At 46.5% G+C, this 19829-nt stretch carries 17 protein-coding genes and 1 pseudogene; 16 read left to right on the top strand and 2 right to left on the bottom strand.

The window, feature by feature from the left end:
• Positions 1–69 precede the first annotated feature (69 nt).
• Positions 70–624 carry a glutathione peroxidase gene (locus MKY92_RS12360; protein ID WP_339300907.1) on the top strand — a complete coding sequence of 185 codons (555 nt, stop codon included), beginning with the start codon at positions 70–72 and terminating at the stop codon, positions 622–624.
• A 297-nt stretch (positions 625–921) separates the two neighbouring features.
• On the top strand, positions 922–4095 hold the full coding sequence (locus MKY92_RS12365; RefSeq protein WP_339300908.1) for a bifunctional cytochrome P450/NADPH--P450 reductase: 3174 nt from the start codon (positions 922–924) through the stop codon (positions 4093–4095).
• A 199-nt stretch (positions 4096–4294) separates the two neighbouring features.
• Here the strand turns inward: MKY92_RS12365 and MKY92_RS12370 are convergent, their stop codons facing one another.
• Positions 4295–4717 (bottom strand): hypothetical protein, encoded by a 423-nt coding sequence (locus tag MKY92_RS12370; protein WP_339300910.1) that lies wholly within the window; start codon positions 4715–4717, stop codon positions 4295–4297.
• Positions 4718–4841: 124 nt separating this feature from the next.
• On the opposite strand from MKY92_RS12370, the gene MKY92_RS12375 reads away from it, so the two are divergent.
• The gene (locus MKY92_RS12375; protein ID WP_215075235.1) at positions 4842–5186 is read left to right on the top strand and encodes a hypothetical protein; all 345 of its coding nucleotides are present in this window, start codon (positions 4842–4844) and stop codon (positions 5184–5186) included.
• Between the two features lie 173 nt (positions 5187–5359).
• Here the strand turns inward: MKY92_RS12375 and MKY92_RS12380 are convergent, their stop codons facing one another.
• Complete coding sequence (locus MKY92_RS12380; RefSeq protein WP_307537314.1) at positions 5360–6649, bottom strand: Gfo/Idh/MocA family oxidoreductase; 1290 nt, start codon at positions 6647–6649, stop codon at positions 5360–5362.
• Positions 6650–6776: 127 nt separating this feature from the next.
• Here MKY92_RS12380 and MKY92_RS12385 point away from each other — a divergent pair, with 127 nt between their 5' ends.
• The 13 genes and pseudogenes from MKY92_RS12385 (at position 6777) to MKY92_RS12445 (ending at position 19784) form a co-directional block, all read left to right on the top strand.
• Positions 6777–7679 carry an AraC family transcriptional regulator gene (locus MKY92_RS12385; protein ID WP_339300911.1) on the top strand — a complete coding sequence of 301 codons (903 nt, stop codon included), beginning with the start codon at positions 6777–6779 and terminating at the stop codon, positions 7677–7679.
• Positions 7676–8122 (top strand): RidA family protein, encoded by a 447-nt coding sequence (locus tag MKY92_RS12390; protein ID WP_339300912.1) that lies wholly within the window; start codon positions 7676–7678, stop codon positions 8120–8122. Before MKY92_RS12385 ends, MKY92_RS12390 begins: the two co-directional genes overlap by 4 nt.
• Positions 8123–8130: 8 nt before the next feature.
• Complete coding sequence (locus MKY92_RS12395; protein ID WP_339300913.1) at positions 8131–8721, top strand: GNAT family N-acetyltransferase; 591 nt, start codon at positions 8131–8133, stop codon at positions 8719–8721.
• Positions 8722–8734: 13 nt separating this feature from the next.
• Positions 8735–9568 (top strand): aminoglycoside phosphotransferase family protein, encoded by an 834-nt coding sequence (locus MKY92_RS12400; RefSeq protein ID WP_339300915.1) that lies wholly within the window; start codon positions 8735–8737, stop codon positions 9566–9568.
• Between the two features lie 30 nt (positions 9569–9598).
• Positions 9599–11821, top strand: a complete 2223-nt coding sequence (locus MKY92_RS12405; protein WP_339300916.1) for a class I SAM-dependent methyltransferase — start codon at positions 9599–9601, stop codon at positions 11819–11821.
• 20 nt (positions 11822–11841) lie between these two features.
• A complete protein-coding gene (locus MKY92_RS12410; RefSeq protein WP_339300917.1) occupies positions 11842–12396 on the top strand; it encodes a histidine phosphatase family protein in 555 nt (184 codons plus the stop codon).
• A 60-nt stretch (positions 12397–12456) separates the two neighbouring features.
• Positions 12457–13119 carry a 3'-5' exonuclease gene (locus tag MKY92_RS12415; RefSeq protein WP_339300919.1) on the top strand — a complete coding sequence of 221 codons (663 nt, stop codon included), beginning with the start codon at positions 12457–12459 and terminating at the stop codon, positions 13117–13119.
• Positions 13120–13141: 22 nt separating this feature from the next.
• A complete protein-coding gene (locus MKY92_RS12420) occupies positions 13142–13516 on the top strand; it encodes a hypothetical protein (protein ID WP_076249601.1) in 375 nt (124 codons plus the stop codon).
• A gap of 177 nt (positions 13517–13693) precedes the next feature.
• Complete coding sequence (locus MKY92_RS12425; RefSeq protein WP_339300921.1) at positions 13694–14692, top strand: ABC transporter substrate-binding protein; 999 nt, start codon at positions 13694–13696, stop codon at positions 14690–14692.
• Between the two features lie 213 nt (positions 14693–14905).
• Complete coding sequence (locus tag MKY92_RS12430) at positions 14906–16459, top strand: helix-turn-helix domain-containing protein (RefSeq protein WP_339300922.1); 1554 nt, start codon at positions 14906–14908, stop codon at positions 16457–16459.
• 128 nt (positions 16460–16587) lie between these two features.
• Entirely contained in the window at positions 16588–16905 is a 318-nt protein-coding gene (locus tag MKY92_RS12435; protein WP_339300924.1) for a hypothetical protein, read from the top strand.
• Positions 16906–16994: 89 nt separating this feature from the next.
• A pseudogene (locus tag MKY92_RS12440) lies at positions 16995–17177 on the top strand (hypothetical protein); the annotation flags it as partial.
• 261 nt (positions 17178–17438) lie between these two features.
• Positions 17439–19784: a putative PEP-binding protein gene (locus tag MKY92_RS12445; protein WP_339300926.1), complete on the top strand. Its 2346-nt coding sequence runs from the start codon at positions 17439–17441 to the stop codon at positions 19782–19784.
• Positions 19785–19829 lie beyond the last annotated feature (45 nt).

Here is a 19829-nt window from a genome sequence, read left to right on the forward strand (position 1 = left end):
GGGGTGTATAATCCATCTCAAGAGAGAGTTCATATGAGATACAAAAGTGAAAGAGGAGGATGAATACAGATGAGTATATTTTCTTACCAAGTTCCGTTTATGGATAGACACAAGGGTGATTTTTCTGCTTTTAAAGGGAAGGTGCTACTTATTGTGAATACAGCAAGTCGGTGTAGCTACTCGCGGCAATTCAGTGAACTTCAGCAGATGTATGAGAAATTTAGTGATCAGGGGCTGGAGATTCTGGCGTTCCCGTGCAACCAGTTTAACGACAAAGAACCTGGTAGTAGCGCTGAGGTAGCTGAGTATTGCAGAAGTCAGTTTCAGATATCCTTTCCGATTTTGGAGAAGGTTGAGGTCGTTGGGCAATCGATGCATCCGTTGTTCCGTTATCTGATTGAAGAAGCCCCATTTCAAGGTTATGATCTGAACACGAAGGAAGGACAGTGGATGGACACCTTTGTGAAGGAGAAGCATCCAGAATTGTATCAAGGAGACGGGATCAAATGGAATTTCACCAAATTCCTGATTGACCGCAGTGGGAACGTCCATGGCCGTTATGAAACGACAGTTGCTCCATTAGAGATGGAGTTGGCTATTCAGAATCTATTAAAGAATTCATAAGTATACCTTAATCCCTGTCCTGAGGTCCTATGACTTTGGGACTGTTGAAGATTGGAACTGGAAATGTTAGGGTAAAAGAAGATAACGAAGTCATCCATTTTTTTTAATCAAAAATGACCAATATACCATTTCAGTCAGTTGGTTCTTTAAATGGTTTATCGTTATCTGGATGAAATATGAAAATGTGCAAAAAATAACTTGAATCTGTTGATCTGAAGAGTAAGTGTAATCGCGTCTGTAAATCAAGTCATTATTTTAGTTGTAGAACTCTTAACTTGGAAAGAAGGAGTGAGTGTCATGCCACCAATTTCAGTGCCTCAACCAAAAACATTTGGCCCACTGGGCAATCTGCCGCAATTGAATTTTGAAGAGCCGGTGCAATCCTTGGTAAAACTTGCCGAAGAATATGGACCGATCTTTCGTATGGAGTACCCCGGGCGAAGTGAATTGTATATTTCAGGTCACGAACTGGTCGCCGAGGTAACGGATGAATCCAAATTCGACAAACGGGTGTGGGCACCCCTTGCGAAGGTTCGTGCTTTTGCAGGAGATGGACTGTTTACGAGTTGGACCGAGGAGCCGAATTGGAAAAAAGCGCATAACGTGCTGCTGCCAAGTTTCAGTCAACGTGCGATGCAGGGATATCACAACAAAATGATTGATCTGGCTGTGCAGCTGGTTCAGAAATGGTCACGATTGAACCCGGATGAGACAGTTAACGTTCCGGATGATATGACACGTCTTACGCTCGACACGATTGGACTGTGTGGTTTCAACTACCGGTTTAACAGCTTCTACCGGGAAGAACCACACCCATTCATAACGAGTATGGTAAGGGCATTGGATGAATCCATGAGTTCATTGCAGCGCCTGCGTCTGCAAGACAAGCTGATGATTACCAAAAAGAAACAGTTTGAACAAGATATCCGTTCGATGTTCTCGTTGGTGGATCACATCATTGCCGAGCGCAAAGAGAAACCGCAGGAAGGGGCAGACGATCTGTTGTCCCACATGCTCAGCGGCAAGGACCCCGAGACAGGAGAAACACTGGATGATGAGAACATCCGTTATCAGATTATTACCTTCCTGATTGCAGGACATGAGACCACAAGTGGTCTGTTATCCTTCGCCATCTATTATCTGATGAAAAATCCCGATACACTGGCTAAAGCCCAAGCTGAAGTGGATCAGGTCCTGAAAGATCCGGTTCCAACGTACAATCAGGTCCGCAATCTGAAGTACGTTCGTATGGTTTTAAACGAAGCACTAAGGTTATGGCCTACAGCTCCGGCCTTTTCTCTGTATGCCAAGGAAGATACAGTGCTTGCGGGTCAATATCCTCTGCAGAAAGGTGACAGCGTCAGTGTACTTATTCCCAAGCTGCATCGCGACCGCGAAGCATGGGGAGACGACGTAGAGGAATTCCGCCCGGAACGGTTCGAAGATCCGAGCAAAGTGCCGCATGATGCTTATAAACCTTTTGGTAATGGTCAACGGGCCTGCATTGGTCAGCAGTTTGCACTTCAGGAAGCAACGCTGGTACTGGGCATGGTGTTGAAGCATTTTGACTTCATAGATCATTCTGATTATCAGTTAAAGGTGAAAGAAACACTGACACTCAAACCGGATAACTTCACAATTCGTGTACGTGCGCGTGGCGGGCAACCAGTCATGGCCGTTCCGGGTGTAGCGGTCGAAGAACCAAAGCCGGTTGCCAAAAGAACAGAGCCGGATGCAGCGAATGCCCACCACACACCGATGCTTGTTCTGTACGGTTCCAATCTGGGCACCGCTGAAGGCATTGCTCGTGAAATTGCGGATACCGCCAGATATCAGGGTTTCCGGAGTGAGGTCGCTGCGCTGAATGATCGTGTTGGCAAACTGCCAAAGGAGGGTGCCGTCATTATTGTCAGTGCATCCTATAACGGTCAGCCGCCAAGTAATGCCAAGATGTTTGTCGAGTGGATTGAACATGCGGATGCCAATGAATTCAAAGGGGTGCGTTTCGCCGTTCTTGGATGCGGTGACCACAACTGGGCCAGCACCTATCAGCGTATTCCGCGTTTAATTGATGAACAGTTATCTTCCAGAGGAGCAGAGCGGTTATCACCGCTGGGTGAGTCAGATGCCAGCGGTGATTTCGAGAAACAGGTCGGGGATTGGACGGAGCAATTATGGCCGGATCTCGCACGAACGATGGGACTAAAGCTAAATACAAGCTCCAATAGCGAACGCAGTTCACTATCTGTACAGTTTGTCAGTGGGCTTGCCGTAACACCGCTTGCGGATACGTATGATGCCCATGTAGCGGAAGTACTGGAGAACAGAGAGCTTCACGACGCAGGCAGTGAACGCAGTACACGTCACCTGGAGATCAAATTGCCTGAAGGCATAACCTACAAGGAAGGGGATCACCTGGGCATTCTGCCGCAGAACCCACCAGAGCTGGTGGAACGTGTATTGCGTCGTTATGGATTCACCGGAACGGAGCATCTCGTTCTGGATGCATCTGGTCGAAGTGCCGCGCATCTGCCGCTGCATCAACCGGTTAACCTGTATGATCTGCTTAGTCATAGCGTTGAGCTTCAGGAAGCGGCAACTCGTGCGCAACTGAGAGAAATGGCAGCATACACCGTATGTCCACCGCATAAGAAGGAGCTTGAAGCGCTGCTTGATGAATCTGTGTATATGGATGAAGTGCGGAACAAACGGATCTCCATGCTGGATTATCTGGTGAAATATGAGGCATGTGAACTGCCGTTTGAGCGTTTCCTTGAATTACTGCCTTCATTAAAAGCCAGATATTATTCGATCTCCAGTTCACCGCGTGTTCAGCCCGATCAAGCGAGTATTACGGTCAGTGTTGTGCGTGCCCCGGCATGGAGTGGGCAGGGAGAATACAAAGGTATTGCGTCCAACTATCTGGCTAACCTGAGGTCGGGTGACGAGATCGTGATGTTTACGCGGACACCGGAATCTGGGTTTCAACTGCCGGAGGATGCACAGGTTCCCGTCATCATGGTAGGTCCGGGTACAGGTGTTGCTCCATTCCGAGGTTTCTTGCAGGCAAGGCATGTATTGAAGGAACAAGGCCAAGAGGTTGGCGAAGCCCATCTGTACTTTGGATGCCGGAATCCTGAGCATGATTATCTGTACAAAAATGAACTGGAAGCAGCCCAGCAAGAAGGGCTTGTGAAACTTCATACGGCCTTCTCCCGTGTAGACGGGGAGGAGAAATGTTATGTACAACATCTGATGAGAGACGATGCCCATCATCTGATTCCTTTGTTTGAAGAGGGTGCGCATCTGTATATCTGCGGTGATGGCAGCAAGATGGCACCTGATGTGGAAGCTACACTCCAGCAGGCATACGCTGATATTCATGGCAAGTCCGCGAAGGAAGCAGAAGATTGGCTCAATCAGCTTCAGCAGGAAGGTCGTTATGCCAAGGATGTATGGACAGGAATCTGATGTACACATGTGAAGGGTCAGCTTGATCCGTAACTGGCTGAGCTGTGAGATACAGAAGCAGTTCTGTTCTCACCGCTTTTTGACATAAAATGATTCTTCAGCAGATGAGTGGTTGCATGGGTTATAATTATATATTGGAAGGGAGCACCCGTATGCAGACATTTGGGAACCATTGTATGGCTTGCGATAAGAACCAGCTTTACTTCCGGGTACACGGCCGTTTCAGTTTTTTTCTTCCGGCGGTTGGCCGATAGATCGACTCAACGCTGGAGAGAGGAAATAAAATACGGGAAGGGGCTCTGCCTTTTCCCTGGAGTTCAAGATAATCCAGTCCCACGCCCACAAGTCTGATATTGTTAAATGCATTCCTGGAAGGGAAAGTCGTGCGGATTCCCACTCTGACGCCCTGCCGTGTTCGAGGAATATCGAATACCCGAATGGAATTCAGACTGAGTGGAATGAATAACTGCCGGTTTACTTTGATAAACTGCCTTGGATAGACACGACGAATACGTCCCGGTTCCAAGCCGGAGAGTGGAGTATTCAGTTCTGCAAGGTGCCCCTGGAGTTCTGCCAGACGCTGCTGAAGTGTTTTTCCAGTATGGAGATGCTGCCAGCTCATAAGTATTCCTCCGTTCGCCATTTGTACCTAGTATATGAAGGAACGGGGTAGGAAGGTGTACGTTTGATAGCCCATGTTCGTTACGGCTAACGGGGTTTCATTTTATAATAGAGGAGTGATTCAAATGATCGTAGAGATGTATAAAGACCTCATTCAGGATGAGCGTGGCAATTATTATCTGGCAGTACAGATGGATGGTAATGAGCTTACGCTTGTTAATGCATTCGTTGAAGCGGCATTCACACCTGAACTGATCTACAATGAAGAGTTTCGTACCAAACATAAAGAGATGGAAGGCGGGTTTGTAGGCAAAATTGCGATGGACCTGCTCAGGCACGATGTGGTCATGGGGATGAAGCAAATCGACCGCAAGCTGTTGAACCTGTCGGATGTGGAACAGCAGTTCACGGTGAATTATATTGATACGATTGAATTTTATCGTCACCCGGCGTGGAACCGGAAGGTGTAAGGCGAAACTCATCTCTCCTTTGTAACCAGAGAGAGGGTTCTTCTCCAATCCAATTGGCCATGATCTTACTTATACCAGCAACAGAATATATTGAGATGTAAAAGCGCAAGTGCAGGGCAGTAAGCCTTCGCAACTTGCGCTTTTTGACGTATATGGTCAACAACGTGGGAGACTTAGAAACGAACCAGATTATTGACGTTGACAGGCAAGCCCGTCGCGATGGCGCGATTGGCCGCAATACCCGTCAGAATGGATCTGGCACCGTCCACGTGGTTAGCTGCACGATGGAACGGATCTTCTACAGGCTCTCCAAACAGATCGTTCAGCAGAACCGGGTCACCTCCGCCATGCCCACCTGCTTTTTCTTCCACTTCAACCTCATATGGCGCATCGAACATGGGAAGAACCCGCAACGTTTTACCGATCAAGGCACCTTCTTTACTTTTGTCACCCAATGAATTGACATAGGATTGCTCCACAATGTTCATTTCAATCCGGCCTTTGGTGCCATTAATGGCAATGCGGTAACCTTCCCATGGCTGGTAGGCAACGAGGGAGTAGGTCAGAATGGCTTTGTTCCGATACTTCACCAGAACACCCATCGTATCCTCAATGTTGATGCCATCCCCAAATACGCTTTGATCCCGCTGATAACCATCTTCTGATTCAGCATCCAGATACATGGACTTCATATGAGCATCCGAATCCAGATGAAGTGCAAAAGGATCTTCTTTTGCGATCGGATTGCCGGTTGCCCGATTGTAGAACTGCGTTACACCGCGTTCCTCGGCATTTTCTCTGCCATAATACATGAGATCTCCGAATGCAAACACAGTATCAGGTTGTGAGCCAATCCAGAAATTCACCAAGTCGAAGTGATGGGTGGATTTGTGCACGAGCAGTCCGCCGCTATTACGCTTGTCCCGATGCCAACGGCGGAAATAGTCTGCCCCGTGGCGGGTATTCAGCAGCCACTCGAAGTGAACGGAAGTAACTTTTCCAATGGTATCATTCAGAATAAGCTCGCGTATTTTGGTATGGTGCGGAGCATAACGGTAGTTAAAGGTAACTCTTACGTTCTGTCCGGTCCGCTTCACGGCATCCAGAATCTCCTGACATTTCTCCTCATCGATGGTCATCGGTTTTTCGGTGACAACGTCACAACCCAGTTCCATCGCACGAATGATATACTTGTGATGGGTACGGTCAACGCTCGTTACGATGACATAGTCAGGCTTCTCCTTCTCAATCATCTGGTCAAACTGATCTGCAGGATAAGTAGGTACCTCGGGATAATTGTACTTTTCTTTCAACAGTTGATTTGCGTAATTCATGCGGACTTGATTTATATCACAAAAGCCGACAAGCTCGGAAGTATCCCTGTAATCCCGGGTCAAAGCACCATAAAAAAATTCGGCGCGGCCGCCGGTTCCAACTAATACATAACGTTTCTTGTTACTCATGTCTATCGCCTCCTTGAATATAGCTCTAGACTATAACAAGGGAGTACTTCTTTCGCCGCATTTTATGCGTAACCGCTTTCAAATGCCGCATATTTTGCTATAATTTATGGAAAGGAGAGAGGCCGACATGACAGAACCTTTCAGTGCAGATTTTCATGATCCCACGGATTTACTACATATCGAATATGATCGTCGCATTGGATACTTCTCGATGACGGATGACCACCTGCATGATCATTATGAGTTGTATTACCTGTTGTCTGGCGAGCGTATTTATTTCATTAAGGACCGGACCTATCTGGTAAAGGCTGGCGATCTGGTATTTGTTGACCGAAATACGGTTCACAAAACATTGGAGAGTGGCATGCCCGACCATGAACGGATGGTGCTGTATTTGAAGCCTGAGCTTTTTGCAGCCATAGCTATTTCCGCGGAGTTAGTTGAAAGCTTAAAGGAACCCTTCTGCTGGGACATTCCTATTGTAAGGTTTCCTTCACAGGTCACAGAGGTTCTAGAACGGATGGTTAGCGAGATGGTGGATGAAATGCTTTGTCCTCAACCTGGAAGCAACCTGTTGCTTCGTCACCGGGCTATTGAATTGTTGCTGCATGCCTATCGTAATCAACACTTGGGCAGGTTAAGCTCCGATGATCGTGAGCCGGTTCTTCATCCCAAGACACAAGCAGTTGTACGTTACCTGAATGAGAACTATCAGAAACCACTGACATTACCGGAGGTGGCGGGCATGTTTCGCATTAGTCCGCATTATCTGAGTCGATTGTTCAAACAAACGACGGGATTTACCTTCAGTGATTATCTGAATCTGTTACGGGTGAAGGAAGCACAGCGTTTGCTGCGAGAAAGTGAAGAATCCATTACGGACATCGCCTGGCTTGCGGGATTCAGTAACTTCTCTCATTTTGGCAAGATGTTCAAGCGTACCGTTCAGGTATCACCAAGAGTCTATAGGCAGGAATACAAGGAATCGGGTTCCGTGAGGACCTTAAAAGAGGGAGAGAATATACGATGATTGAAGCGAGATTAAATGAACTGGGGATCATTTTGCCGGAGGCAAGCGCCCCCGCAGCGAAGTATGCCAATGCCGTTATTGTCAATGGAATCATGTATGTATCCGGGAAAGGGCCTGATACGTCCGAACGAGGTAAAGTTGGAGCAGACTTCACAACAGAACAGGGATATGATTTTGCCCGAAATGCCGGACTGGAGGTGCTTGCTGTCGTTCAAGATGTGCTGGGTTCTCTGGATCGGGTGAAGAGAGTGGTTAAAGTGCAGGGGTTTATCAATGCGTCCGCTTCGTATCAGGAACATCATAAAGTGCTAAATGGATTCTCGGATCTGATGATGGAGGTATTTGGGGATCAGGGGGTACATGCACGTTCCGTATTCGGTGCAGTGTCCGTAAGGGATAATTTGCCGCTGATCATTGATTCCATATTTCAGGTGGAGGAGTAGATGTATATATGACTGATTCATCTTCATTTAATCCGATTATGTTAACGATACCCGAGAGTTTCCATACGGAACGCCTCACGATTCGAGCACCACAGTGGGGGGATGGCGCAGCCGTTAATGAAGCCGTCCGTGAGAGTGCGGAGCAGCTGCGGTTGTGGTTACCTTTTGCTGAGAAAATCCCTTCATTGGAAGAGTCTGAAATGACTGTTCGCAAAGCAAGACTGCAATATCTGGAGCGTACCGACATGATGTTACATTTGCGTGATAGATATACCGATGAATTCGTAGGCAGCAGCGGGTTACATCGCATCGACTGGAATGCACGCTGTTTTGAGATCGGTTACTGGATTCGAACATCGCGAGCTGGTGAGGGTTTGGTGACAGAAGCGGTGAAAGGGATAGAGCAATTTGCCATTACTCATCTGGAGGCAAACCGGCTGGAGATCCGCTGTGATGCCCGCAATGTGCGAAGTGCCAAAGTAGCGGAACGAGCGGGTTATACACTGGAAGGTATATTGCGCAAGATGCGGCGGGACAGTACGGGTACGCTGGTTGATTGTATGGTTTTCTCCAAAGTCAGAGGCAGTGAGTTCGAGTAAAGGGAGGGTAGATATGGAGCGAATCGGTCAAGGAAGAACTGCGGAAATCTATGCCTATTCGAACGAGCACATTATGAAGTTATATCGAATGGATTTTCCTCACGAAGCAGTTCAGAATGAATTTAGAATAAGTGAGTTGGCATACAAAAAAGGGCTCCCCGTCCCACAGGCAGTATCCTTGATAGAACATACTACGTCGCGTGCTGGCATTGTTTTTGAGCGAATCCAGGGGATTACCCTGTTATCACTTATCATTCAGCAACCGGAGTTACTAGAGCAGCTGGCGTTTAAAATGGCTGACTGCCATTACAGACTTCATTGCGAGCGAGATGATGAAGGGACACTCCCCTCCCAGAAGCAGATTTTATCTGGAGCGATTCACAATATTCAATTATTATCGGAGGACGATCAAGCGCAAGTCCTTTCTTACTTAACAATATTGCCTGATCAACAGCAGATCTGTCATGGCGATTTTCACCCTGATAATGTTATGCTCAGTGAGGCTGGCGATCAATACTGGGTCATTGATTGGATGACTGGAATGTCCGGTGATCCTGCGGGTGATGTGGCTCGAAGCTGGGTAATATTAATGAGTGCCACATTGCCGGAAGATACAGATCCTGCTATACGAATGGGTTTTGAAAAGGCTCGTGAATCGCTGGTCGAATTTTACATCCATCATTATATGCAACTTTCCGGGATTACACGTGAAGCAATAGAGTCCTGGATGCTGCCAGTTGCTGCCGCGCGTCTTGACGAGGATTTGCCCGCTCAAGAGGTGGAACAGCTGCTCAAGTTTGTTCAGGAACGAATTCGTCTGTTAGACGAATCTAACTATATTATATAAAAAGGGTAGAGAAAGAGAGGGGACTTATTTATGCTGCATTCATTAAAGGCCATACAATCATACAAGTCAGGAAACACGCCGGAAGCCCAGCAATTATGGCTGCAACTGCTGGCAGCAGCAGAGAAGCCCCATATTAACCTCGAACGCATTCATTCCATTGCCGAACTTGAGGGAACAAATCCGGTGCTGGACTACACAGAGCGTACACTTCACGTGCTGGAGGAGCTTCAGGTTTCTTTTTGGGTGCGAGAAATTCTGGAGGAAGTATTAATCTGGTCAGAGACGGCGAAGGCCGGATCATTGGAGCAGCGGTGGGTATGGCAAAAGCAGGGCGTTAACTTGTTTGTACATAATGTGGGGTCCGCTCAGTTATATGATCTATACGCAGGGGCAGACCACCTGGATAATGACATCGGTAAGAGCAGGGAGACGAGTTTAAATCAACTTGGATCTCCGGGCGATGCCTTAAGTAAGAATGCGGATATAAACGAGCATGATGCGCTGAATTCACACACACCAAGACATGAAGTTATTCGTACTCTAATTGCTACGCATGGACTTATTGGTCAATACATACGCGGCGAGATTCCATTTGCCGAGAATGCTTCGCTCCACGCCTTGATTGTCAAAGGATGGCTTACTACAGATGAGTTGCACACCATACTGATGGCATTAAATGAATGCATTATTGCAGGCGTTGATCCAGCTTTATGGAATCAGGTTCAGGCTGAGGTACAGCGAATTGTAGGCTGGATTATCGCTGGACCTGTTCATGAAGACTGGAGCGTGAAAGAACGGTTATCCCGCTTAAGAAGTTCATCTATTCGGCAGGGAGAATCTATGGATACGGCGTACGCCAAGCTCCAAACCGAACTGGATGTAGAACAGGCGCTGGCTCCGCTGGCTCATCGCACATTATGGTATGTGGAGTCGGCCATGCAGGATTTTTCGTTGCAGGAGATGGTGAAAGTGTTCCTGTTGACGCTTCGCAGCGAAAGTATGAATCCAACATCCATGGAGAGTCGATCTGAAATCGTTCGACATATCAGCTTCGAACCATTGATGAATACGATGTATTACGACTACAAGGGCGTTAAGAAGCTCAATATTTACAAGAAACGAATGATTGAAAAGTATTTGGAACAGTATGCATGGGAACAGATTACCGCAGGAGAGCAGATTGTTTATCCTCATCTAACCCATCGCATTGAGCGTCATGCGGATCTGCCGGATACACTGTTTGTGACCTTTGAATTTTCTCCAGCGGCGGAGAAGCTGATTGCATTCTGTATTGAAGCAGAAAAGTCGCCGTTATACGAGAAGGCTGTACTGCTGTTATTTGACCTGTTCGGATTACGCCGGGATGCCTATGACCGCTTCCACAACGAAGAGACGTATTTGTCCGATATGAACAGCTCCGGTGATTACAAAAAAGTACTGCTCGACTATATCGTTGGTAAACGGGTACTGGATATCGGTCCAGGTGGAGGAATTCTACTGGATCTGATTGAGCAGGAAAAACCGGAAGTGGAGCCGATTGGTATCGATATCTCAGCCAATGTCATTGAAGCGCTGGAACGCAAAAAACAGCGTGAGGGACATCGCTGGCAAGTGATGAAAGGCGATGCCCTGCAATTGGAGCAATATGTGCAGCCAGGCACAGTGGATACGGTTATTTTTTCATCCATTCTGCATGAATTATATTCATATATTGAACTGGACGGTCGAAGATTTAATTCCGACACGGTTGTAGCAGCGCTGAGAAGTTCATTCCGTGTGCTGTCACCTGGAGGAAGAATTCTGATTCGAGATGGCATCATGAGTGAACCGGAGGCACAGAAGCGCCGGATTCGTTTTCTGGAACCAGATGGGATGCGCTGGCTGGAGCGGTATGCAGAGGATTTTCAGGGACGTGCAATTCAATATGAGCGGGTCTCAGAAAATGAGGTCGTATTGCCGATCAACGATGCAATGGAGTTTCTCTACACCTATACGTGGGGTGAAGAGGCATACGTGCATGAAATTCAGGAGCAGTTCGGTATATTCACGCCGACAGCCTATGAGAACTGTATTCGAGAAGCGCTGGGTGAACAAGCCGAAATTATTACTCTCCGATATTTCCTTCAAGAGGGGTACACGGAAGCACTTGGAGAACGAATGATCTTCATGAACGAAGATGGCGAGCCTGCGCCTTTGCCAGATAGCACCTGCCTGATTGTCATTGAGAAGAAGAAAGGGTTGGCGGATGGATGATGAGCGAAGCCAGCACAGTTTTGTATTTTGTTAGACATGCGGAGTCTCGGTATGTTGAAGGACAGGAACGCGAGCGTGGGCTGACAGAGCAAGGACATCAAGATGCGGGAACGGTTGCCAGTCTGCTCCATGGGGAGCAGATTCAACTGTTCTATTCTAGCCCTTATAGGCGAGCTGTGGATACGATTCAGATTCTGGCAGATCGGTCAGGTGGAATTGTGGTGACAGAGGAAGATCTGCGTGAACGCCAGTTATCGAGTTCAGATGTGAAGCATGATAATTTTCGTGAAGCCAAGCAGCGGTTGTACCGTAATCCTACGTATGCGTATCCAGGTGGAGAGTCTGGTGAACAGGCTCGCTCAAGGGCAGTAGCGGTGATCGAGAAAATTTTGCATAAACATGTGGGTCGCAAGGTAGTCATCGGAACCCATGGAGATGTCATGACACTTATTTTACAACATTATGATTCTTCCTACGGTTATGATTTCTGGGAGAAGACTACGATGCCGGATATCTATAAGTTACAGTTTGATGGAACGCGCAAGTTGGTCCAGGTCACCCGATTGTGGGAGTAACAGAGTTATATATGAGAAAAGCATTAGCCAGAATGATAGTGGGGAGAGTGAGTTGAACGGATGAAAATTACGCTGTTGCCTGATACATACTTTATTGAAAATCTAAGCGTATCTTCATTACAGGATAGAATGTACTGCATATTTGATCTCGAAGGGACGGGCATTAATCCCGTGGTGGAGAGTGTGACTCAATTTGGTGGGATGCACTACCAAAGAGGTCAACGGTGTAACACAACATTTTCTTCACTTACACGTGCGAACAAACCTATACCAGAAGCTGTGGCAAAATTAACAGGCATTTCGAATGAGGATATGATAGAGGCTCCATCGTTCGTAGAAACATTTCAGGAATTTCTGAAATTTATTGGGGATAATGTGCTTGTAACACAAGCAGGATATGAATATGATCTGCCCATCTTGAAGCGGCATTGTGATGAGTATGGTCTCCCGATGTTGACTAACCCGGTACTCGATACAAAAGCGATGTTCACCTACATTCATCCTGAGGTTAATGAGGTCGTCTCTACGGATTTTTTGATTCGGTATTACGATCTGAATACGGATGGAATACACAGGCACAATGCTTTGGCAGATTGTGGTGTGATTGCTCGTATCTTTGAAAGTATCCTTAGCGAATACGAGGAACTTCAATTGGATCATTTTACAGCCGATCCTAATCGAATGATGAAGCGGTTTGTTATACCTGAGATGTATCTGACATGATGATGAACTGGAGGGGAGATCAATGAGTAAAACGGATGTGGAGAAACTACTGTTGGATCTTAACGAGGGACGGATTCTGACCCAGCAGACATTCGAAGGGTTGGATGTGGAAATTTACCTGGATGAAAGGGATGCCTCTGCATTTGCTGACGAGTGGATGCAAGCTTTTGAACGATGGGCTCAAGATACCGCGGTAGCTGAAGAAGAGGTGCTGCGCGCATGCAGGGAACAGGCGTTCAAACAGACCTTGGCTCTCACCGGCGAACCTGAGTTAGCGGGGTATGTGAGTGATGATATGGGTTTAATTGGTGCTGCATTGTTACAGGGTACGGCGAATGATTCCTTTGTGGATCAGCTGTTGGAAAGTTATCGACAAGGTAGGTTGCCCCTGCGATAAGCGGGGGAGGGCCACCAGGGTTGTTTCGTTTGTATAAAAAAACAGCATCAAATGTACATTGTGGGTCGGCTGAGGCATAAGGTACAATTCACCTAAGCAATCGATGAGAATGATAATCATTATATGTGAAATATTCTCACGGTTACATCAACAGATCACATAGGGGTGAAGGGTAACATGGTAGGTTTAGTTAAAGGTTTCAAAGGGTGGACGATTACATTACTGCTCATGGGTCTGGTTATTTCAGGATGTAGTACAAATACCGCTACGGATGCGGAACAGACTCCTGCAACTGAAAGTGCAGCCTCTGGAGAAAATACTACTGAAACCGAGACAGAGCCTGCTACACGGGTTGTACAGGATGAATTTGGAGATGTGACGATTCCGGTTCAGCCACAGCGGATTGCTGGAATATATGTGGAAGATTATCTGAAGGCGCTCGATATTAAACCTGTAGTGCAGTGGTATAATCCGATGTGGGGTGTACAGGATTATTTAGCACTGGATGTTCCTCAATTTGATACTACAGGGAGTATTGAAGCTTTGTTGGAGTATGATCCGGATCTCATCATTGTAGATGGTGGGGTAGATATGGAGAAATATGAGATGTACTCCAAGGTGGCACCGACGTATCGTCTGCCTGAGAGCGTACTGCAGGATTCAAATCAAATTTTGAAAACCATTGCCGATGTTGTAGGTAAACCCGACAAGGGTGAAGAAGTTGCTGCGGCATTTAAGGCCAAGATTGCAGATGCCAAATCGAAGCTGCAGGAAGCGGTTGGAGACGAGACGGTCGCAGTTGTCCGGCTGAATGTTAACGATGACACACTGGCTTTGTTCGGTGTGAAGAATCGATTTACCGGATTTATTTATTCCGAGCTTGGTCTAACACCTCATCCTCTGGTTAGCAAGATGGAAGAATATCAGGAAATTCTGTCTGAAGAGGCCGTGCCGCAGCTTGATGCAGATCATCTTATTATTTTCCCTTCCAATGGAGAATGGTCTTCTCCTGAGAACAAGGAAGCCTTGAAGGTACTTGATAGCAAATTGTGGAAATCTCTTCCGGCCGTTAAGAACAATCAGGTATATATAATGGAAAGATCACATTGGCAATCAGGTGCGATTACAGCGAATTCCATGAAAATTGATGATCTCTTGGAAAAAATGACTCCATAAGTATAATCTCATAAAGAAAGTTCTTCAGCCAGGGTTGAAGAGCTTTCTTTTTTCGTATACACTATTTTAAATGATAATAATTCTCAGTTGAGGACGATGAACATGTGCCACATCATAATACAATTGATCCCCAAGCCCTGGCTATGCTCACTTCAGCATATGGAATACGTAGATCACCATAAGCCTCACATCGATAAACGTTTGTTATACAGAATGTCGTCTTCACACGCCATATTTGTTGTAACGTCTGGGAAGGGGTCAATAGTTTGCTCAGATCGGGAATCTCATTTGGAAAAAGGAATGATTATGTTTGTTCCGGCTGGAACATCCGTTAAAATAGAAGGTTCGCCTTGGACAGAAAGTGAATTGCAGTATTATAAGCTTGATCTTATGGTGGCTGAGTTAAGCGAAGAGACTTCGAACGCTTTGTCTAGAAGAAACACGGAGGAGCAGCAGGAATTTTCACAAAGTCCAGTTTCTCCGACATTATTACCTCTTATGCAACTCAGTTACAGCCCGTGGAGTTCCTGTCTCGAAGCCTTGGAACAAATACTGCGTCAACAGATCTCCGGCGATTGGCTAGAGCAATGGGAGGTACAGCTTCGTTTCCAGGAGTGGTTCCGTGCCTTGCTTCGCCAGAGTGCTCCCGAAACTGAAGTACCCGATGACCGTGCCCGTCTTCAAAGTTCCATTCGTTATATTGGCGACCACTATGATCAGACCATAACCGTGGATGAGCTCGCAGCAGATATTGGTCTAACAAGAGCCAGCTACACTCGGCAATTCAAAAAAATTACAGGCAAGCTCCCGCTTGAATATGTAAATGCGGTTCGGCTGGAGCGCTCGAAGCAACTATTGCAGCTCACGGATGATCGCATCCATGAAATTGCACAGAATGTGGGATTTAGCAGCGAGTATTATTTTGGTCGTCGTTTCAAGCAATATGCTGGTATTTCACCTGGACTATACCGCCGTCATCACCGTCAAGAGGTTCGTGTCTTTGCTCCTTATCTGGAGGACTTTGTGTTGGCTCTTGGCGTAAAACCTGTACTGCAATGCTCGCATCATTCTTGGGGGAGACAGCATTATTTGGGATTGGATGACGTACCCGAATTCGACGTAAGCGAGCAGGATGCTCAATTTAATGTGGGCAATATACCGGACTTTATCATGCTGAACAAGGGATATGATCGATGGAATCTGGACCGCTTTGAGCAGGTAGCACCTACGTTTTACGTGGATCATCTGGGAGAAGATTGGCGCTCTATTTTAAGATCGACAGCCGATGTGTTAGGGAAGGTGAATCGGGTTCAAGATGTAATTGGTGCGTATGAGGACAAGGCAATGGAAGCTAAGAGCCGGTTAGCACGATATATACGTGGTCAGACAGTGGCATTTTTGCGTATATCCGCTTCGGATATTACTCTCTATGGGGATCAGCAGGGTTACGTTGGACCTGTAATTTATCAGGATCTTGGAATGACTCCACACTCCCGTGTGCAGCAATGGACAAGACACGAGCGGAGGATTTTCATTGGATTGGACCAGTTAAGTCAGCTTCATGCGGATCACTTGTTGATTACATTTGACACTGGAAATTCTGCCAAACCTGGAGATGAGCGCGAACTGCTCGACAGGGACGAATGGAAACGTCTGCCTGCGGTGAAGAGTGGCAATGTCTATGAGGTGGATTTTATGAGCTGGATGAACTACGGTGTGATCTCTCATGGGAAGAAGATTGAGGATATATTGCGGTTTATGGCTTGAGGATTGGAGCTAAAACTACAAACTAGCTGGTTTCAATATTAAATTAAACTCGAAGAAAAATAAAAAATATTCCACTAATCTGATTTACTGTATAATATAGGAAAAATGAACTGGAGAATAGACATCCTATGAATAAAAAAATATGGGCCTCGCTTTTAGTAATAGCTGTTATTGGAATGATTCCTGTTAGAGCAATATCGACGACTACGGTTGCCGAATCGCATGAAATTTCGGGTGAAGATCTTCCTGAAAGCTTACCATATGATTCTAACCATCCAGATATAATTTATGTGAAGGATTGTGGGGTCTTCGAGAAAGTTGATTCGAGTTTAGTAGATTACGGCGAAGAAGAAGTTGTGTTCGATGATATACAAAAGGTAACAGATAAAACGAATGTAATTGTTGCTTATGATGCAACTTACATCAAAACAGGTGAATGGGAATAGCTAATTCATTAGATTTACAATCTGGAAGCGCAAGGAGAGATTTATTCTTCTTGGGCTTTTTTTATATCCAATAAAAATATAAAATTCCAGAATTCGACCTAAGCATGAAAGAAGTAAATGATTTCATCAACTGGTATGAAGCCAAACAAGCTGGAAGTGGCAAGGCATCGTATGCGATAGATAAACACGACAATAACAAAGGACCTTTTAAAAGTCGGAAGGATTATATCCTGTTTGATCGGGTGCTGACGTTTGAGGTAAGTGAATACTAGAAAATGTGAAGTTCCTCCAGCTTAGCTGAAGGGGCTTCTTTGTTGTTTACTTTGATGAATGAGCCAATGCAACTACTCGAAAGGCTTGTTTGATCTTATTTTAGTGTAGCGTTTACAAAAAAACAGGATAATGAGCACAAAATGCAAAAGCGAATGTCCTTGACTGAACGATTGCGACATACCATTAGAATGAAGGCTGATCTGTAACTCAGGGTTTGAAGTCTTCAAGCATAGCCATGAACGGCGGATGGGAGAGCTGTAATGACAAAACGGGTAATTCTGTTGGAAGAAGGTACGGCAGAGATGAAAGGGCTAATGGGCAGTAAAGGGGCTGATCTTGCAGAGCTAATCCATGCAGGGTATTCTGTGCCGGCCGGATTTGTAGTCACTACGGAATGCTGTCGCGAGTTCTGTACCCGTCTTGGACATCTTTCCAATGAAGGAGAGAAAGAGATTATTAACGCGATCCGGCATCTGGAACAGCAAACCGGGAAGTTCTTCGGACACTCGGAGAACCCGCTACTACTCGCGGTACGTAAGGACCAGGATCCAGCCACAGCAACTGTGACACGATCACTGCTCAATGTTGGTCTGAATGATGTTACTGTGGAAGGACTCGCACGTCAAACCGGTGACCGGTTGTATGCACTCCAATGTTATCTAGATTACTTAAAGGAATATGGACAGCTGGTATATGCAATTCCGTCTGAATTTTTCACAGAAATATCGAGTCATGTCAAGGGTCGGGATGAAACGGAACTTGAATTAAGCATTACCAAATTTAAATATTTAATTGAAGGGGAGGGGCGTAACCCTTTTCCTCAAGATGTTCAAATTCAATTCAAAGAAGCAGTACGTGCGGTATATCATTCACAGCGTATTATAGCATCCAGATCTCAGGACGAGATTGTGCGTAAACCATATTACATCTCTTCGGAGCAAAGCGCTCCTGTTCTTATACAGACGATGATGCATGGAACATGCGGAGAATCAAGCGGGACCGGAACAATATATACATGTAACCCACTGACAGGAGAGAGGGGAATTACTGGACAATACGTCATAACCGGGACCTACCATCAAACGGATCAAGGTCTAGAGCGGTTAAGAGATGACGAACCTGAGCTGTACACAAGTTTGCTGGAGATTGGAGACCAGTTGGAGACGCGTAATGGAGAAGTGCAGGAAATCACCTTTGTGATTGAATCCGGCGCGTTGTATGTTGTGCAGACCCAGCCCGCACGATTATCCTCCACAGCCACACTGAGGAATACTGTATATTTTGTGCATGAAGGACTCATCACCAAAGAGGATGCTCTGTTACGCATTGAGCCTGGGTATATCGCGGAAGTGTTGGAGCAACACTACACAGATTCTAACAGCGAAGCGAGCAATGGACATCTGCCCATACTGATCCAACCATTAGCTAATGATGAATGTCCACCTTTATCAGCAGATCTGCAACTACTGCTCGATTGGGCTGATGAAGTGAAAGAGCTGAAGGTACTGGCCAATGCTGATCGACCACAGGATGCCCTGACAGCACGGTTACTGGGGGCAGAGGGGCTAGGTCTGTGCAGGACCGAGAACATGCTGTTATCACATGCGCGGTTCCCATTTGTACAAAAAATGATCCTGGCAGACAGTGAATCCGAACGCAGGCGTGGTTTGGAGCGTCTGTTGCCGATGCAACAGTCTGATTTTGAACAGATATTCGAAGCGATGGATGGATACCCGGTAACGATACGTTTGCTCGATTTGCCGTTGCATGAACTGCTACCGGATCTGGGAGTGTTGGAGAAACGACGTGAGTGGTTACAAGCAGAGGAGTGGCAGGAGCAAAAAGACCATCAGATTGAACTGGAAGAACTGGAGCGTGTAATTCGCAGAGTCTGTGAATTGCATGAACATAATCCGACATTGGGGCAACAGGATTGTCGACTAAGTACGGTGTTCCCGGAAATCGTTGATATGCAGCTGGAAGCGATATTCCGCGCAGCGGTGATAGGCATCCGGCAAGGCTGGTGGGTGCGTCCCGAGATTATGATCCCGCAGATCGGTCATGTACATGAACTTCAGGTGATGAGAGATCTGGTGGATCATGTGGCTGACCAAGTGCTTGGTGAGGAGAAGCGGCATTGTCTCTATAGAGTGGGAGCGATGATCGAAGCTCCGAGAGCAGCGCTGACGGCGACTCACATTGCTCGCCAGGCAGACTTTTTCACGTTTGGCGCGGATGAGCTGACAGAGATGACATTTGGATATACTCGCCAAGAAGCCGAGAAGCGATTCCTTCAACGTGATACGGACTCTCGTACGGTAACGAATAATCCATTTCATGTGCTGGACATTGAGGGAGTTGGACAACTGGTGGAGATGGCTGTAGTCCAAGGTCGAATTCGAAAACCTCATCTGAAGACAGGGATCTGTGGAGAAAATATTGTGGATTTGGAGTCGATTACGTTCTGCCACCGCATTGGTCTGGATTACGTAAGCTGTTTGCCTGAACAGATCCCTTATGCACGAATTGCTGCTGCACAAGCAGCCATTAAGGGACAGAGAGAGGGAGCGGACACGCAGAACACGGATATATCTACAATTGCGTAACGCTCACCCTGTCTTACACGGAACTTCCATGGAATAGCAACCAGA

Origin of the sequence: Paenibacillus sp. FSL R5-0623 (assembly GCF_037974265.1) — a bacterium.
GTDB lineage: Bacteria > Bacillota > Bacilli > Paenibacillales > Paenibacillaceae > Paenibacillus.

Coding starts and splice junctions, on each gene's coding strand:
- MKY92_RS12360 (WP_339300907.1), top strand. CDS start 70: ATGAGTATATTTTCTTACCAAGTTCCGTTTATGGATAGACACAAGGGT.
- MKY92_RS12365 (WP_339300908.1), top strand. CDS start 922: ATGCCACCAATTTCAGTGCCTCAACCAAAAACATTTGGCCCACTGGGC.
- MKY92_RS12370 (WP_339300910.1), bottom strand. CDS start 4,717: ATGAGCTGGCAGCATCTCCATACTGGAAAAACACTTCAGCAGCGTCTG.
- MKY92_RS12375 (WP_215075235.1), top strand. CDS start 4,842: ATGATCGTAGAGATGTATAAAGACCTCATTCAGGATGAGCGTGGCAAT.
- MKY92_RS12380 (WP_307537314.1), bottom strand. CDS start 6,649: ATGAGTAACAAGAAACGTTATGTATTAGTTGGAACCGGCGGCCGCGCC.
- MKY92_RS12385 (WP_339300911.1), top strand. CDS start 6,777: ATGACAGAACCTTTCAGTGCAGATTTTCATGATCCCACGGATTTACTA.
- MKY92_RS12390 (WP_339300912.1), top strand. CDS start 7,676: ATGATTGAAGCGAGATTAAATGAACTGGGGATCATTTTGCCGGAGGCA.
- MKY92_RS12395 (WP_339300913.1), top strand. CDS start 8,131: ATGACTGATTCATCTTCATTTAATCCGATTATGTTAACGATACCCGAG.
- MKY92_RS12400 (WP_339300915.1), top strand. CDS start 8,735: ATGGAGCGAATCGGTCAAGGAAGAACTGCGGAAATCTATGCCTATTCG.
- MKY92_RS12405 (WP_339300916.1), top strand. CDS start 9,599: ATGCTGCATTCATTAAAGGCCATACAATCATACAAGTCAGGAAACACG.
- MKY92_RS12415 (WP_339300919.1), top strand. CDS start 12,457: ATGAAAATTACGCTGTTGCCTGATACATACTTTATTGAAAATCTAAGC.
- MKY92_RS12420 (WP_076249601.1), top strand. CDS start 13,142: ATGAGTAAAACGGATGTGGAGAAACTACTGTTGGATCTTAACGAGGGA.
- MKY92_RS12425 (WP_339300921.1), top strand. CDS start 13,694: ATGGTAGGTTTAGTTAAAGGTTTCAAAGGGTGGACGATTACATTACTG.
- MKY92_RS12430 (WP_339300922.1), top strand. CDS start 14,906: ATGTCGTCTTCACACGCCATATTTGTTGTAACGTCTGGGAAGGGGTCA.
- MKY92_RS12435 (WP_339300924.1), top strand. CDS start 16,588: ATGAATAAAAAAATATGGGCCTCGCTTTTAGTAATAGCTGTTATTGGA.
- MKY92_RS12445 (WP_339300926.1), top strand. CDS start 17,439: ATGACAAAACGGGTAATTCTGTTGGAAGAAGGTACGGCAGAGATGAAA.